This window comes from Oceanisphaera pacifica (assembly GCF_017498065.1).
GTDB lineage: Bacteria > Pseudomonadota > Gammaproteobacteria > Enterobacterales > Aeromonadaceae > Oceanimonas > Oceanimonas pacifica.
The window spans coordinates 138,413-154,047 of record NZ_JAGDFX010000004.1 but is presented as its reverse complement, the minus strand read 5'-3'; the positions used below and the strand labels follow the sequence as shown (position 1 = coordinate 154,047).

Sequence of the window (15,635 nt, the reverse complement as noted above, 5' to 3'; positions counted from 1 at the left end):
TATGGGCATGCTGCCCTTGTATGGCGCGGTATCTGTTAGTATTGTTTTAATTGAGTCTAGGGGAGATTTGGTTCAGTATCGCCCCATTATAGGGGTATCTTCCCCATTACCAGCCCAAAGGTGAACAACATGAGCGACAGTCATCAACAAAGTTACCAGCGTTTTCTTGACGAGGTTACCCAAAACCGTGTGATGTGGGGACTACGCTTCGGGGAAGATTGGGTCGTTTGTGACTCATCCGAGTTTGAAGATACCGAAGTTATGCCGGTATGGTCTAGCGAAAGTGACGCAAAAGTGCAATGTATTGACGAATGGGCTGAGTATGAGCCTTTTGAAATTACTTTACCTGAGTTTTTAGAGGTATGGGTAGAAGATATGTCCGAAGACGGTGTGCGCATTGGTCCAAACTGGGACGCCGAACTAGACGGGGTTGAACTGGATGTGCTCGATGTGGTGAAAGATTTAGCTTAATCACACGGGATTAGCTGGCGGCCTGTTCTATTGATAGAGCAGGCCGTTTCTGTTTAGTCCAACACGCCTCAGCGATCAGAATTAACTACAGAGTGAGGACAGGCACAACATAGCTCACATGCAACGCTATAACAGCTAATTCCTGATGAATAACTGAAAGTCAGGACAGGCAAAACTTATGCGCAGTTAACTGCAAACTAGGCGTTATGGGGCGGCATTTTAATCAACGGGGGACAAATGTCTGAGAATTCTCCTTACTTTGCCTATCAACAAGCATTGCACGCAGGCTTTAAAGAAGAGGCCTCTCAACGCGCTGCCGTTACGCACCTAGAGCATTGTTATCAGCAGCTAAAAGCCGGTAACACCAAAATATCGGGTGTGTATTTGTGGGGGCCAGTTGGGCGGGGTAAAACTTGGCTAATGGATTGCTTTTATCGCAGTCTCACCACTGAGTTGGCTATTAACTCCCAGCGAATGCACTTTCATCATTTTATGCGCTGGGTTCATCAGCGTTTGTTTCAGCTTACCGGACAAGCAGACCCGCTGCTGTTATTAGCACAAGAGCTGGCGAGCAAAACCCAAGTACTATGTTTAGATGAGCTGTTTATTAGTGATATTGGCGATGTGATGTTACTAAGCCGTTTATTGCAGCAGCTGTTTGAACAGGGGTTGATTTTGGTTGTGACCTCTAATCAGCCACCAGAAAAGCTGTATGAAAATGGTTTTAATCGTGAACGCTTACTCCCGGCGATTGATGCGATAAATCGCCACATGCAGGTGCTAAGTATGAATGGAAAAGAAGATCATAGATTACACCCAGGTCAGCCGGTATGCCGTTTCTGGGTGAATGATCCTCAGTCATTAGCCTCTGCTTTTTCAGCATTAGCAGCGAACTCTGCGCACAAACAAACATTATTGTTAGGGCACAAAAATATTCGAGTAATACAGCGTACAGAGCAGATGTTGTGGTGTCGTTATACCGATCTCTGTGAGCAACCTTTGGCAGCTTCTGACTTTATCGAGCTATGTAATTCATTTTCAAGTATTTTTCTTAGTGAAGTGCCTAAATTAACAGGGAGCGATCAGCAAAAAGCAATTGCCAGAGGGACTGAAGATGGCGTGACTCAAGTGATAGCCGGTGATAGAGAGTTGCCAGCATTATCTCGCCAAGACGATGGTGTACGCCGTTTTATTGCCTTGGTTGATGAGTGCTACGATCGTAAGATACCTCTGTATCTGAGTGCAGAGGTGCCATTACATGAGCTTTATACCCAAGGTGCATTAGCCTTTCCATTTCGACGTACGTTAAGTCGATTGCAAGAGATGCAACTGCAACGATTTGGTCAGTAACCTAGCGTTTACTTTGTTACACAACTGCGAAAGTACTTTATAGGACAGTCATAGGTTTCCCACACCTGCTTAGTGTTTGCTATTTATTGGGCTATTTCACGTTTAATGACTAAGCTTGATGTTATTGGACAGTGATTAGGAATGATTATGACTACCGCTCGCCGTCATTTGATTGATGTAAATAGTACGCCCTATTATCATGTCATCCATCGTTGTGTGCGTCGTGCTTACCTTTGTGGCGAAGACGAAAACACAGGTCGCAGTTATGAGCACCGCAGAGCCTGGATTATTGATAGGGCTAAGCGACTCGCGAGTATTTTTTGTATTGATATTTGTGCCTATGCGGTGATGTCTAATCACTACCACTTGGTGTTAAAAATCGATGTGCAGACTCACCAATCTCTCTCACATCAAGATGTTGTGTTTCGTTGGCTACAAGTATATTCGGGTAGTTTAGTGGCCAAAAAGTTCTTAAATGATGAGGTGTTAACTGACGCTGAGCAGCTGTTATTAGATACTGATATTGCAAACTGGCACGAGCGTTTAGGTAGCATTAGTTGGTTTATGAGTAGCTTAAATCAATATATTTCCCACAAGGCGAATCAAGAGGATGATTGTAAAGGCGCTTTTTGGGATGGGCGCTTTCGATCCCAAGCATTAATTGGCGAGCAAGCGCTGTTAGCCTGCATGATGTATGTCGACTTAAATCCCATCCGAGCGGGAGTGGCCAACTCACTGCAAGACTCTGATTACACCTCTATTCAACAACGGATTGGTGAAGCATCTAAACCGACACTGTCTGGCTCTCAGCCTAGTTCTCAATCTAGCCCAGATGCTAAAAAGTTACCTTTGAAGCCTTTATTAGCTTTTGCTGGAACTATACAAGGCTCGATTCTCGCAGGGATCCCGTTTCACTTTATTGATTATCTCGATTTGATCGATTGGACGGGAAGAGCCATACGCAATGATAAACCAGGTTTTATTCCGTCTTCGCAACCCAGTTTACTGGCTAGGCTCAATATCAGCACTGAATCTTGGATAATCTCTGCGAAAGAATTTAATCGTCAATACAGCGGTATATGTGGGCGCTGGAGCGACATGTGCGCCATGAAGCAAAAATATGGCGGTAAATGGTGCCGAGGAAAAGCACAAAGTGAAGCCCTGCACCCGAACGGCTAAAGGGTATTTTTAATATGACTGATTTTTATGATAAGTAGCCTACTGCTTATTGATGATTTATCCTGTTTTAATCCCACCAAAATCAGGCATGCATCATTTTTACGTTAATACTCTCGTCTTGGCCACTATTTTTCGCTATTTTACTGATTAAAAATTGCCTGTCTTAGCTTTTCCTAAATGTTAAAAGACTTGCCTGTCCTAGGTTAGCCCTTTATTTAAAAGATCTGCCTGTCCTATCTTTTGATCTTTTCTCTGGGGGGGGGCAATTGGACTCTTTGTGATCTGTATGAGCGAATGCTGTGCCGCTTGCGCCCAGGGCTACTAAATATTGTATGCTGGCTTCTGTAGAAGCGGTGAGATCCGTCGTAGCTTTAGGAGTCACCTTAAGCATGCCGTGGTCATTACGGGTAACATAGCCTAAGGCTTCTAATTTATTCACTTTACGACGTACTGTTTCGCGTGCAATGCCACTGCACTCAGCAACAGATTGGATATTAATGGGCTGGCTGATAATGCTCTTGTTATCATCAGTAATAAATTCATCGTATGTCATGGCCTTAGTGTGCCTTGCTGGTAAAGTTCGCGAGCCAATAATGGCTAAAATCAACATTAAATCGAGGTCCCCAGAAAATTGTTTACGTAAAATAATCAGTAGTTCGCATAATTCTTCTATATGGGTCGGAAAAATATGGCCAAAATGGGTGGTAATCTTTTCATAACTAAATGGCATAGTAAGTTCTTATTGTAAAGGATAGTTAACATGCTAGGTCGCCCATTTTGGGCATAGGGTGCGTTGTCTGCAAGCGCTGTTTGACTCACACTAGTCTGTTATCCCTCTATACTGGGATAACAGACTAGTGTGATAGTTGGCTGCAATCACTTTTTAAAGCGGGAGTATCAGGTTGAATAAATATATTGGCTGGCTGGTAGCAAGTTTGCTACTGGGGGTATTGAGTGGTTGTGGTGAAAAAGAAGTTACAGAGGAGCCAGTTGAAATCTCGCGACCGGTGACAATGCTTACCGTGGATCCTGATGAGACAAGGTTAGACTTACGCTTTCCTGGTCGTGTACGAGCAGTAGAGCGAGCTGAGCTGGCTTTTAACATACCGGGGCGTTTAATTGAACTACCGGTCAAAGAAGGTCAGCGAGTGGCGAAAGGAGATTTGGTGGCAACCTTAGATGGTGAAAGCTATCAGATTGTACTGGCGTCAGCTAAGGCCGAGTACAACAAAGCTCGCACTGACTATAACCGTGTTCTAAAAATTTGGAAGCAAAGCCAAGCCATTGCTAAAGCGGAAGTGGATCAACAAAGAACCGCGATGGAAGTAGCCCGTGCGCGTTATTTATCCGCTAAAAAAGACGTGGATGATACGCGCTTAACCGCTCCTTTTGCTGGGGTAATTACTAAGCGGCGGGTAGAGAATTTTAGTAATGTGCAGGCCAAAGAGCCCATTGTGAGTTTGCAAGATCTTAGTCAGTTAGAAATTGTGATTAACGTGCCCGAGCGCATTGTGCGTAATCGACCTAAGCAAGTGGTGGGCTATGCGGTTTTCTCTGGGCAAGAAGAGCATCGTCTGCCTGTTAGCCTTAAATCATTTTCTTCAGAAAGTAATAGTCAAACGCAAACTTATGAAGTGGTGCTAGCGCTAGAGCCAGATAATGAAATAACAATATTACCGGGTATGTCCGTGGATATATTCCCAACTAATGCATTATCAACAGACACTGCTCGCTCAATTCAAGTGCCGTTACAAGCCATCTATGCCAATGGCGATGGAACCACTGGGGTATGGGTCGTCAACCCAGATACCGATCGCGTGTCGCTGCGCGCCTTGGAATTGGGAGAAGTCATGGGAAGCAATGTAGTTGTGAAAAGTGGCTTAAAGAGTGGTGAAAAAATTGTGACTGCTGGTGTTAGCCAACTGCGAGAAGACATGCTAGTAAGACCCCTATAAGGGGGTGTTATTGCACTTAAGGCGTAAAGGTAACGATTTAAATATAAGGCGCATAACGTGAATATTGCTGAACAAACATTAGCAAAACGTACTATCGCTTGGATGGCGTGTGTGTTGGTGCTGATTGGCGGGTACATTAGTTATCAGAAGCTGGGGCGTTTTGAGGATCCTGAATTTGTGATCCGCCAAGCGGCCATTACCACTCCCTATCCGGGGGCTCTGCCTGCACAGGTGGCGGAAGAGGTCACAGAGGTTATTGAAGAGGCGGTACAGCAGCTACAAGAATTAAAAGAAGTTACCTCAGTATCGCGAATGGGGAGCTCGTTGGTTAAAGTTGAAATTGAGATGAAGTTTGCCCATAGCCGAGCCGAGCTTGAGCAAGTATGGGATAAGCTCAGACGTAAAATTAATGATGCACAAAATAACCTGCCCCCGGGGGCAGGGCCTTCTCATGTTAATGATGATTTTGGCGATGTGTATGCGCTGTTTTATGCGGTAACCGGTGAAGGTTATAGCTTGCAGCAAATTAAAGATTACCTTGATGATTTAGAGCGAGAGCTATTACAAGTGCCGGGTGTGGCACGAATTGCCACCTTAGGGGCGCCTCAAGAGGCCATATTTTTGGAGATAGCCTCAGCCAAAGCAGCGCAGCTGGGCATTTCACAAAACCAAATTTATGAGTCGTTACGTCAGCAAAATGTGATCAGCGAGTCAGGCAATCTTAAAATTGGCCCACAACGAGTACATCTTAGCCCCAAAGGACAAGTCGATTCAGTCGCAGCCCTAGGCAATATTGCCTTGGCATCGCCTGCTGGCGATCAAGTGATCTTCTTAAAAGATATCGCCACCATTACGCGCTCTACCATAGAGCCACCTCGTGCTTTAATGAGCTACGATGGTAAGCCTGCCATTGGCTTAGGTATCTCTCAAGTTGCCGGCGGAAACGTGGTGGATATGGGGGATGCGGTGCGTGCTCGCCTTCATGAGCTAGATGGGCAACGCCCGCTGGGAATGGATCTAAACATAGTATCCTATCAATCCGACTCGGTCCGCGATGCCGTTAATGGCTTTGTGGCTAACCTTGCCGCTGCTGTTGCCATAGTAGTGTTAGTGTTGATTATCTTTATGGGTTGGCGCAGTGGTGTGATTGTGGGCAGCGTCTTGCTACTCACAGTGGCCGGCACCTTAATTGCCATGTATATGGATAATATCGCCATGCAGCGGGTCTCGCTGGGGGCATTGATTATCGCCCTTGGCATGCTGGTGGATAATGCGATAGTGGTGACCGACGGTATTTTGGTGCGCATGCAAAAGGGTGAGCAAGCCGAACAGGCAGCGGCCGCGGTAGTTAGAGATACTCAATGGCCGCTATTGGGCGGTACTTTAGTGGGTATTTTAGCTTTTAGTGCTATTGGTCTATCACCGACTGACATGGGCGAGTACGCGGGCTCCTTATTTTGGGTGATCATGTATTCCATGCTGCTCAGTTGGCTATTTGCGGTCACTTTAACGCCCTTGTTGTGTGTTAGTTTACTGAAAGTCAAAGTGGGCGCTAAACATGACGATGATCAGCCTACTGGTATTTTAGCGCGCTATCGTAGCTTGCTTAACAGTGCACTGCGCCGTCGAATGATCACCGGCGGAGTTTTGCTGGCGCTTTTAGCGGGGGCTATTTTTGGTTTTGGTTGGGTACAGCCAGGCTTTATGCCAGAGTCGGCACGTCCCCAGTTTGTGGTAGACATGTACTTACCTCAAGGCTCTGATATTAAAGAGACTGCCGCTGAGCTTGCAGAAATGGCCGACTACGTTGAGCAACAAGAAGGCGTCACCCATGTCACCAGTTTTGTAGGGCAGGGCGGACTGCGCTTTATGCTAACCTACAGCCCTGAAGATCCGAACAGCAGTTATGGCCAATTATTGGTGGACGTGGACGATCCGACCATCATTGCGCAACTCGTTGAAGACTTACAAGCACAGTTATCTGAACGCCATCCATTAGCGGCAATTAAAGCCTGGAAGTTTATGCTGGGCCGTGGCGGCGGTAAAAAAATAGAAGCCGCCTTTATGGGGCCGGATCCCGCAGTGTTACGTCAATTAGCTGAACAAGCGAAAACGATTATGGCGGATGATGGTGATGCGATTGCTATTCAAGATAACTGGCGAGAAAAAACGCCCGTGTTACGCCCTGTGGTTGATGAAGTCGCAGCCCGTCGAGCAGGGGTTGATATTACTCAAATTAGCCAAGCGATTAATCGCGCCTTTACCGGAGAGCGAGTGGGTGTCTATCGAGAAAGTGATAAGTTAATTCCCATTATTGCTCGTGCGCCCGAGGCTGAGCGTGCGGTAGCGCAAGATATCGACAGCGTACAAGTGTATAGCCCGACTGCCCAACAATACCTGCCGGTGAGTCAGCTTATTACTGGTGTGGATGTGGAGTGGGTTGATTCTATCTTACGTCGAATTGACCGCTTTCCTACCATAATCGCACAAGCCGATCCGCCCCCTGGGGAGCAAGCTAATCCCTTGCTAGCAAGGTTAATGCCTAAGATTGAAGCCATGGAACTACCTCCAGGCTATCGTCTTGAATGGCACGGTGAGTATAAGGCGTCTAATGAGTCAAACGAAGGTCTAGCTATTTCTGCACCTTATGGTTTTAGCGCCATGATCTTAGCAGTGGTGGTGATGTTTAACGGCCTGCGTCAACCCTTGGTTATTTGGCTTACGGCTCCATTGGCGATTGTGGGTGTGACTGTTGGTTTGGTTATTTTCCAAGTGCCGTTTGAATTTATGGCGATCTTGGGTTGCTTAAGCTTAGTGGGGATGTTGGTGAAAAACTCCATTGTATTGGTGGATCAAGCCGATGCGGAAATTCGTGGTGGTAAGTCTGGCTTTACTGCTGTGTTAGATGCCGCAGTCAGTCGCGCGCGGCCGGTGTTCTTGGGGGCTTTCACCACGATTTTAGGGGTGGCGCCATTATTATTTGACCCCTTCTTTAAGAGTATGGCGGTAGTGATCATGTTTGGTCTCGCCTTTGCCACTGTTCTTACATTAGTTGTGGTTCCCTTGTTATACGTTACTGTATTTCGTTTACCGCCCGACGAGCCACAAACTCAGGGTTAATAACTAGACATATATCAACCCTTTAGTCACCTAATACAAAGCGCCCTAACCGGGCGCTTTTTGTTTATCACATAATTGCTAATCACCCTTTAACCAAGCAAAATAAGCGAGTCTCAACACTCTTTCCACATAGGCCAACCATGCTGCTAATAATCGATAACTATGATTCTTTTACCTATAACCTAGTGCAGTATTTTGGTGAGTTGGGACAAGAGGTGGTGGTGCGACGCAACGATGATATTAGCTTGGCCGAAATAGCCGCATTGCGCCCTCAAGGCTTAGTTATTTCGCCCGGGCCTTGCACCCCCAATGAAGCGGGTATTTCGTTAGCAGCCATCACCGAGTTTGCTGGTAAACTCCCCATCTTAGGCGTCTGTCTAGGGCATCAAGCTATAGCCCAAGCCTTTGGTGGTCAAGTGGTGCGAGCTCGGCAGGTGATGCACGGTAAAACCTCGGTCATTCGTCATACAGGAACGGGACTATTTTCAGTGCTGCCCGATCCTTTAACGGTCACCCGTTATCATTCTCTTGTAGTAGAAAGCAGCAGTCTGCCGCCTTGTTTTAATATAACGGCATGGAGTGAAACAGAAGAGGGAGAGCAAGATGACATTATGGGAATGCAGCACAACGAACTGCCCTTACATAGCGTACAGTTTCACCCCGAAAGCATCTTAACTGAGGGCGGACATCAACTGCTTAAAAACTTTCTTCGTCTGCTTTAATGTACAAAACTTAGCTGACCAATAAGATATGACTGTCCCGACTTTTAAAGGGGGGGGGGGTGATGTGAAAGATGTGACTGTCCCAACTTTAAACGGTAGTGATGCAAAAGATGTGACTGTCCTGACTTTTTTAATCGGTAGGGTTGTGCAAAAGATATGACTGTCCTGTATCTGTATTTAGGGGGAGATTGCTGCTCAAATAATTTTTATGCACTTTTTATGAAAGAAGTGCAAATTAACGGTTTTTGGTGATAAGTTATTCACTGTTTTTGATTTTTTATGTGTTTTTGTGGTGAGTAATAAGCACAAAGTGCTCTTTTGCCGAGACAGAACATCAATAGTTAGTAATACTAGCGCTAGCATTTACATTTATGTCACATTATTCGCACGCTAAGTTGTGATACTTAAAGGAGTAAGCATGTCTAATATGGCTGTCACCCGCGAGTCATTCGATAAGGTAATGGTTCCCAATTATGCCCCCTCAGAGGTTATTCCGGTGCGCGGCCAAGGTGCGCGAGTGTGGGATCAGCAAGATCGAGAGTATATTGATTTTGCCGGTGGCATCGCCGTGAGCTGTTTGGGGCATTGCCATCCAGCTTTGGTGGGCGCATTAACAGAGCAGGGGCAAAAGTTGTGGCATGTGAGTAATGTTATGACCAATGAGCCTGCGTTGCGCTTAGCCAGTAAAATGGTGGCGGCGACCTTTGCTGAAAAAGTGTATTTTTGTAACTCGGGAGCCGAGGCCAATGAGGCGGCGTTTAAATTAGCTCGTCGTTATGCACTTGAGCACTTTGGTGAGCAAAAATCACAGATTATTGCGTTTAACCAAGGGTTTCATGGCCGGACGTTTTTCACTGTCACCGTGGGAGGGCAAGCAGCTTATTCTGATGGTTTTGGCCCTAAACCGGCGGATGTTGAGCATGTCGATTACAACGATTTAGATGCACTGAAAGCGATTATCTCTGATAACACCTGTGCCGTGGTAATGGAGCCTTTGCAAGGCGAAGGCGGCGTGATAAGCCCAGATCCTGCATTTGTTAAGGCGGTGCGTGAACTGTGCGATCAACATAATGCGTTATTAATTTTCGATGAAGTGCAAACCGGCGTTGGGCGCACCGGTGACTTGTTTGCTTATATGGGATTAGGGATTACACCTGATATTCTCACCAGTGCTAAGTCATTGGGCGGTGGTTTTCCTATTGGCGCCATGTTAACCCGCGCAGCCATTGCTGACTCATTTAAGCCCGGTACTCATGGTTCTACTTATGGTGGTAACCCCTTAGCCTGTGCGGTGGCAGAAGCGGCTTTTGATGCGGTAAATACCGATGAAGTGTTACACGGCGTAGCAGAGCGTGAGTCTTGGTATCGTGAAGGGATCGCGGCCATTAATGCTAAATATCAGTGCTTTTCTGAAGTGCGCGGCAAAGGATTGCTGTTAGGCTGTGTGCTTAATGACCAATACCAAGGCCAAGCTAAAGCCTTTTTAGATGCCGCCATTGATGAGCAGTTAATGGTGTTGGTCGCAGGCGCGAACGTGGTGCGTTTTGCCCCCTCGTTGGTGATTAGCAAAGCAGACGTAACCGAAGGGCTGGCTCGGTTTGAACGAGCGGTGGCTAAGGTTGTTAATGGCTAACAGTGGTTAATTAAACCATATAGACCATAAATAGCGGGGCTGCTTGCCTCGCTTTGGCCACGACTTAAGTGATAAGGAGGGCTGTATGTTGGTTATTCGTCCCATCGAACAGCGGGATTTCCCCGCCCTTAAACAGTTTGCTATTGAGTCTGGTCATGGCTTTACTTCGCTGCCAGTAAATGACGAACTTCTGCAAAGCAAACTTTCTCTCTCCATCGCTTCTTTTGCTAAGCGCGCGCCAAGTAAAGGCGAGTCTTTATACTTCTTTGTGGCTGAAGATACTCACACCGGCGAGGTGATGGGCACCTGTGCGATTGATGGCGCTGTGGGCTTGTCTGCGCCTTTTTATAATTATCTGTTAGGTAAGCAAGTTCATAGCTCAACCCGCTTGGGCATTTATAATGTGGTAGAAACTCTAACCCTCACCAATGATTACACAGGTGTAAGCGAACTGTGCACGCTCTTTTTACGAGAGCCGGCGCGCCATGGCTTAAATGGGCGCTTATTATCTAAATGTCGTTTTTTATTTTTAGCTGAGTTTAGTGAGCTATTTGATCAGCGAATTTTGGCAGAAATGCGCGGCGTATCAGATGAAAAAGGCAACAGTCCTTTTTGGTGCTGGTTGCAAGAGCACTTTTTTTCCATGGATTTTTCTACCGTAGATTACCTCACCGGCATTGGTCGAAAAGGCTTTATTGCCGATCTTATGCCTAAGTTTCCAATTTATGTCAGCTTATTGTCGAAAGAAGCCAAGTCAGTGATTGGCATCACCCATGATAATACGCGCCCTGCACTGCGTATGCTGGAAGAAGAAGGATTTAGGTGGCGTGGTTATGTCGATATTTTTGATGCCGGCCCCAGTGTGGAGTGTGAGCTATCACATATTCACAGTGTACGAACGAGCCGACGGCTAACGGTGGGTATTCTTGAACAACAACAATATTCAGCCCACGCAGATAAACATACCTATTTACTCAGTAATATTGAATTTAAGCACTTTAGGGCACTGATTGCTGAGGCCGTGATCGATGAGGATAAACAACAGGTGATGCTGCATAAAGACATTGCCACTTTGCTCAAAGTAAAAGAGGGCGATACCGTTCGGTTAGTTAAATTAACTCATCCACAGTCTTAAGCTAATAAGGAGGGGATAAGATGACGGATACCTTGCACACTAATGCGCTCGGCACCGCAGAGGCCGTTCACTATATTAATGGGCAGTGGCAGGCGGGTGAGGGTTCATTATTTACTTCTCTTAACCCGGCTAATAACAAGGTGCTGTGGTCGGGGGCTGCAGCCAGTGCCGATCAGGTTAATACGGCTATATTGGCTGCGCGCGAGGCGAGCGTGTCTTGGGCCAACCGCGATGTGGAAGATCGCCTCATTATTGCCAAGCACTATGCAAGCTTATTGGTTGAACACAAGGCGCGGTTAGCCGAGTTAATTGCAGAAGAAACCGGTAAGCCTTATTGGGAAAGTCTAACCGAAGCGGCGGCCATGGCCGGAAAAATAGCCTTATCAGAACAAGCCTATTTTGAGCGCACTGGCACCACAGAAAACCCCATCGCTGCGGGGCGTGCCTTTATTCGCCATAAACCCCATGGCGTGGTGGCGGTGTTTGGCCCTTATAATTTTCCGGGACATTTACCCAATGGTCATATTGTGCCCGCACTTATTGCCGGTAATACGGTGGTATTTAAGCCCTCTGAGCTCACCCCTAGGGTAGCTCAAGAAATGGTCACCTTGTGGGAGCAAGCCGGCTTGCCGGCTGGGGTGCTAAATTTGGTGCAAGGTGAGGTTAGCACCGGCCAAGCGCTGGCCAGTCACCCCAATATCGATGGTTTGTTTTTTACAGGCTCATCTCACACGGGCAATTTATTGCATACGCAGCTTGCTGGGCAGCCCAGCAAAATTCTAGCCTTAGAGATGGGCGGCAATAATCCATTAGTGGTCAGTGAAGTGGAAAATATAGATGCCGCCGTGCATACCATAGTGCAGTCGGCGTTTATTACCACAGGGCAGCGCTGTACCTGTGCACGACGCCTGCTGCTGCCGCGTGGTGAGCTAGGTGATCGTATTTTACAGCGCCTACTTGAGGTCACTAAAGCGATAAAGGTGGGGTTATATAATGACGATCCTCAACCCTTTATGGGCTCGCTAATTTCAGCAACAGCGGCCAAAGATATGATTGCCGCCCAAGCTCACCTGCTTGCACTTGGGGGCGAGTCTTTACTGATGTTAAGCTCACTAAAAAGGGGCACCGGATTAGTTTCACCGGGCATTATAGATGTGACTCATATTACTGAATTGCCCGATGAAGAGTATTTTGGCCCACTCTTGCAGGTGATCCGCTATGGCGATTTAGCTGAAAGCTTGGCGATTGCAAATAATACCCGCTATGGCTTGTCAGCAGGCTTATTATCAGACTATCAGCAAGATTGGGAATACTTCTATCGCCATATTCGAGCCGGTATTGTTAACTGGAATAAACCCATTACCGGCGCTTCTGGGGCGGCTCCGTTTGGTGGGGTCGGAGACAGTGGTAACCACAGAGCCAGTGCTTATTATGCCGCCGACTACTGTGCATATCCGGTGGCGTCAGTAGAAGAAGACACCGTGAGTTTGCCAGACACACTGTCTCCCGGCTTGTCATTTTAACGCGCCCGTTATCACTATTATTAACCTTTAAGCCTCCTTATCTTTGATACGGAGGCTGTTCTTTTTATTTGTTAACAATGATACAAATACCGAAATTTAACCCAATAGCATTAAAATTAAGGAGTCACAGTCATGAAGTTGGCATTTATCGGTTTAGGGGTAATGGGATTCCCCATGGCGGGGCACTTACAACAAGCCGGTCATCAGGTGTGTGTTTATAATCGCAGTGAAGCCAAGGCGAAAGATTGGGCCGAACGCCATGGTGGCAGCTTCGCTCTCACCCCAGCACTGGCAGCAGAAGGTGCTGATATGGTGATGGTCTGTGTCGGTAATGACGACGATGTACGCGCTGTGGTGTATGGCGAACAAGGCGTATTGGCGGGCATAAAAGCCGGCGCTTTATTGGTTGATCACACCACTACCTCAGCAATGCTGTCTGAAGAGTTAGCGGCAGCGGCAAAAAAGCAAGGCGTACGCTTTATTGACGCCCCCGTGTCGGGTGGCCAGTTAGGAGCCGAAAACGGTGCACTGACTATTATGGTCGGCGGTGCTGAGGCCGATGTGTCTGAAGCTGCAGAAGTGTTGTCGGCATACGGCAAAAAAGTTACCCGTTTGGGGCCAGTAGGCGCGGGGCAGCGCTGTAAGATGGTAAACCAAATTTGTGTTATTGGCGCCGTGCAAGGCATTGCTGAGGGTCTGATGATTGCACAAAAAGCCGGGCTAGATATTCCCACCATGATAGATGTGTTAGGCGGTGGGGCGGCACAAAGTTGGCAGTTAGAAAACCGTGCGCAAACCATGGCCAATGGCGAGTTTGACTTTGGCTTTGCCGCCCAGTGGATGCACAAAGACTTAGGCATTTGCCTTGATGAAGCCAAGCAGCAGGGCTTAACTCTGCCGCTAACTGATCATGTGCACAAGGTATATGAAACATTGCTTGAAGAAGGCTTTGGCCGCTGTGATTCTACGGTGGTAATCAAAGATTTAGCCTCGCAAAAGAAATAGGTATGGCAGGAGTTGGCACTTCATTTTACATATCATTCAGCATCACCTTTCGGTCGATTCTTGTCGGCATAAAAGGCGTACTGTGAGACTAATTATGTTGAAAAGTGCTTGAACTCTGGAAGCGAGAGCTTGGCTCGGTTATGCTGAGTCTGTTGTTTGTTATAGCGTAGCGGCCTTGCTTGTGGTCGTTATGTGATGTTTTTCGCAGTTTTTGCACAAAACAACGGCACTTGATGCCAAGCTGTAAGACAAAGGCTTTGCTTGATGCCTAAATTTGAATAGAGTGGGTAACCACTTAATGCCAAGTGAGAAAGGATCCTTATGAATAAGACTCAGCTTGTTGATGCAATTGCCGCTAAGGCAGATTTAAATAAAGTTCAGGCTAAGGCCGCGTTAGAAGAAGTACTCGGCGGAATTACGCAAAGCCTGAAAGAAGGTGACCCAGTACAACTGGTTGGTTTTGGTACCTTTAAAGTAAACCATCGTGCTGCTCGCACTGGCCGTAACCCTCAAACTGGTGAAGAGTTACAAATTGCAGCGGCCAATGTTCCTGCTTTTGTTGCGGGTAAAGCGCTAAAAGACGCCATTAAGTAACAAAAACGCAGCAGCTGCTGTTCGTTTTTATTACTCAATACTGTATTCAAACCCGGCCTTTGCCGGGTTTTCTGTTTTTTCAAGCTTGCTTCTTTAGTGGTTAGGTTGTTATAACTTAATAGAATCAGTTCCCTCACAGGGAGGCGATGATGGAAGTTAATAGCATTCAACAAATAACCACGCCTTGGGCTGGTAGCCGAGGGTTAACCACAGGTTTAATGTTAACTGAAATCTACCAGGACGTATGGACAGGCCAACTTTTACTTTCTATGGGGATGCCTATACAAGCAGCAGTCGCGCCCCAAGTCATTTATCAGTTACAGTTTGATTATTTACTCGGTTATCGTGTGTTAGAAGGCACAGATGCGCTAGAGGAAATGGACGATGACGACTCAGGATCAGACAGCCAAATACACTTAATTACTCCTTCTCGCTTTTTAATTTGGTTTCATCAACAAAGCCAAGGTATACACTTAGACAAGGACATTCAGCACTATCGTATTGCCAGCTGGGATTATTGTGTCGATGTACTAGCAGCACAGGAGCCGCTAGTAAAACAACATAAACAAAAGGAATAACATGAAAGGCTTTATACTGGTTGCCCATGGTAGTCGTCGCGTGGCGGCCAATGAAGAAATTGCAGCGTTTGCTCAGTCGTTATTTAGTGGCATGTCTTCACGTTTTGATCTGATGGGGCATGCCTTTTGGGAGCTGGCCGAGCCAAGCTTGGCCGACGCTATTGATCAACAAATTGTCGCCGGTGCGACTAGCATTCGGTTATTTCCGTACTTTTTAGCTCAAGGCCGTCATGTGGTTAATGATCTGCCCAGTGTGGTAGAGCAAAAGCGCGAGCAATATCCTAACGTAACTATTAGTCTCTCTCCCCACTTAGGCGCCTTGCCTAACTTTGCTCACTGGTTAGGTGAGCAACTTTAAAGTGTAAAATGC

At 46.8% G+C, this 15,635-nt stretch carries 14 protein-coding genes; 13 read left to right on the top strand and 1 reads right to left on the bottom strand.

All coding sequences use genetic code 11. The features are described 5' to 3' along the window. Nucleotides 1-129: 129 nt before the first annotated feature. The 3 genes from J3U76_RS04775 (at nucleotide 130) to J3U76_RS04765 (ending at nucleotide 3,000) form a co-directional block, all read left to right on the top strand. Nucleotides 130-471: a DUF2750 domain-containing protein gene (locus J3U76_RS04775; RefSeq protein ID WP_208004700.1), complete on the top strand. Its 342-nt coding sequence runs from the start codon at nucleotides 130-132 to the stop codon at nucleotides 469-471. Nucleotides 472-708: 237 nt separating this feature from the next. Further along, entirely contained in the window at nucleotides 709-1,821 is a 1,113-nt protein-coding gene (gene zapE / locus J3U76_RS04770; RefSeq protein WP_208004699.1) for a cell division protein ZapE, read from the top strand. Between the two features lie 147 nt (nucleotides 1,822-1,968). After that, nucleotides 1,969-3,000, top strand: a complete 1,032-nt coding sequence (locus tag J3U76_RS04765) for a transposase (protein ID WP_208004698.1) — start codon at nucleotides 1,969-1,971, stop codon at nucleotides 2,998-3,000. 211 nt (nucleotides 3,001-3,211) lie between these two features. Here the strand turns inward: J3U76_RS04765 and J3U76_RS04760 are convergent, their stop codons facing one another. Next, the gene (locus J3U76_RS04760; RefSeq protein WP_208004697.1) at nucleotides 3,212-3,730 is read right to left on the bottom strand and encodes a DeoR family transcriptional regulator; all 519 of its coding nucleotides are present in this window, start codon (nucleotides 3,728-3,730) and stop codon (nucleotides 3,212-3,214) included. Between the two features lie 172 nt (nucleotides 3,731-3,902). Between J3U76_RS04760 and J3U76_RS04755 the strand changes: the two genes are divergently transcribed. The 10 genes from J3U76_RS04755 to J3U76_RS04710 all read left to right on the top strand — a co-directional run bounded on the left by J3U76_RS04755 (nucleotide 3,903) and on the right by J3U76_RS04710 (nucleotide 15,623). Continuing rightward, complete coding sequence (locus J3U76_RS04755; RefSeq protein ID WP_243454071.1) at nucleotides 3,903-4,955, top strand: efflux RND transporter periplasmic adaptor subunit; 1,053 nt, start codon at nucleotides 3,903-3,905, stop codon at nucleotides 4,953-4,955. A 57-nt stretch (nucleotides 4,956-5,012) separates the two neighbouring features. Continuing rightward, a complete protein-coding gene (locus J3U76_RS04750) occupies nucleotides 5,013-8,075 on the top strand; it encodes an efflux RND transporter permease subunit (protein WP_208004696.1) in 3,063 nt (1,020 codons plus the stop codon). Between the two features lie 140 nt (nucleotides 8,076-8,215). Continuing rightward, a complete protein-coding gene (locus J3U76_RS04745) occupies nucleotides 8,216-8,797 on the top strand; it encodes an anthranilate synthase component II (protein ID WP_208004695.1) in 582 nt (193 codons plus the stop codon). Between the two features lie 418 nt (nucleotides 8,798-9,215). Continuing rightward, nucleotides 9,216-10,430: an aspartate aminotransferase family protein gene (locus J3U76_RS04740; protein WP_208004694.1), complete on the top strand. Its 1,215-nt coding sequence runs from the start codon at nucleotides 9,216-9,218 to the stop codon at nucleotides 10,428-10,430. Nucleotides 10,431-10,515: 85 nt separating this feature from the next. Continuing rightward, nucleotides 10,516-11,565 carry an arginine N-succinyltransferase gene (gene astA / locus J3U76_RS04735; protein WP_208004693.1) on the top strand — a complete coding sequence of 350 codons (1,050 nt, stop codon included), beginning with the start codon at nucleotides 10,516-10,518 and terminating at the stop codon, nucleotides 11,563-11,565. Between the two features lie 20 nt (nucleotides 11,566-11,585). Continuing rightward, complete coding sequence (gene astD, locus J3U76_RS04730; RefSeq protein ID WP_208004692.1) at nucleotides 11,586-13,088, top strand: succinylglutamate-semialdehyde dehydrogenase; 1,503 nt, start codon at nucleotides 11,586-11,588, stop codon at nucleotides 13,086-13,088. A 132-nt stretch (nucleotides 13,089-13,220) separates the two neighbouring features. Then, nucleotides 13,221-14,093 (top strand): NAD(P)-dependent oxidoreductase, encoded by an 873-nt coding sequence (locus J3U76_RS04725; RefSeq protein ID WP_208004691.1) that lies wholly within the window; start codon nucleotides 13,221-13,223, stop codon nucleotides 14,091-14,093. Nucleotides 14,094-14,414: 321 nt separating this feature from the next. Beyond that, entirely contained in the window at nucleotides 14,415-14,687 is a 273-nt protein-coding gene (gene hupA, locus J3U76_RS04720; RefSeq protein WP_208004690.1) for a nucleoid-associated protein HU-alpha, read from the top strand. Nucleotides 14,688-14,833: 146 nt separating this feature from the next. Further along, nucleotides 14,834-15,265, top strand: coding sequence for a hypothetical protein (locus J3U76_RS04715; protein WP_243454070.1), 432 nt, complete (start codon nucleotides 14,834-14,836; stop codon nucleotides 15,263-15,265). Between the two features lies 1 nt (nucleotide 15,266). Beyond that, nucleotides 15,267-15,623, top strand: a complete 357-nt coding sequence (locus J3U76_RS04710) for a sirohydrochlorin chelatase (protein ID WP_208004689.1) — start codon at nucleotides 15,267-15,269, stop codon at nucleotides 15,621-15,623. Nucleotides 15,624-15,635: the final 12 nt, after the last annotated feature.

Coding starts and splice junctions, on each gene's coding strand:
- J3U76_RS04775 (WP_208004700.1), top strand. CDS start 130: ATGAGCGACAGTCATCAACAAAGTTACCAGCGTTTTCTTGACGAGGTT.
- zapE (WP_208004699.1), top strand. CDS start 709: ATGTCTGAGAATTCTCCTTACTTTGCCTATCAACAAGCATTGCACGCA.
- J3U76_RS04765 (WP_208004698.1), top strand. CDS start 1,969: ATGACTACCGCTCGCCGTCATTTGATTGATGTAAATAGTACGCCCTAT.
- J3U76_RS04760 (WP_208004697.1), bottom strand. CDS start 3,730: ATGCCATTTAGTTATGAAAAGATTACCACCCATTTTGGCCATATTTTT.
- J3U76_RS04745 (WP_208004695.1), top strand. CDS start 8,216: ATGCTGCTAATAATCGATAACTATGATTCTTTTACCTATAACCTAGTG.
- J3U76_RS04740 (WP_208004694.1), top strand. CDS start 9,216: ATGTCTAATATGGCTGTCACCCGCGAGTCATTCGATAAGGTAATGGTT.
- astA (WP_208004693.1), top strand. CDS start 10,516: ATGTTGGTTATTCGTCCCATCGAACAGCGGGATTTCCCCGCCCTTAAA.
- astD (WP_208004692.1), top strand. CDS start 11,586: ATGACGGATACCTTGCACACTAATGCGCTCGGCACCGCAGAGGCCGTT.
- J3U76_RS04725 (WP_208004691.1), top strand. CDS start 13,221: ATGAAGTTGGCATTTATCGGTTTAGGGGTAATGGGATTCCCCATGGCG.
- hupA (WP_208004690.1), top strand. CDS start 14,415: ATGAATAAGACTCAGCTTGTTGATGCAATTGCCGCTAAGGCAGATTTA.
- J3U76_RS04715 (WP_243454070.1), top strand. CDS start 14,834: ATGATGGAAGTTAATAGCATTCAACAAATAACCACGCCTTGGGCTGGT.
- J3U76_RS04710 (WP_208004689.1), top strand. CDS start 15,267: ATGAAAGGCTTTATACTGGTTGCCCATGGTAGTCGTCGCGTGGCGGCC.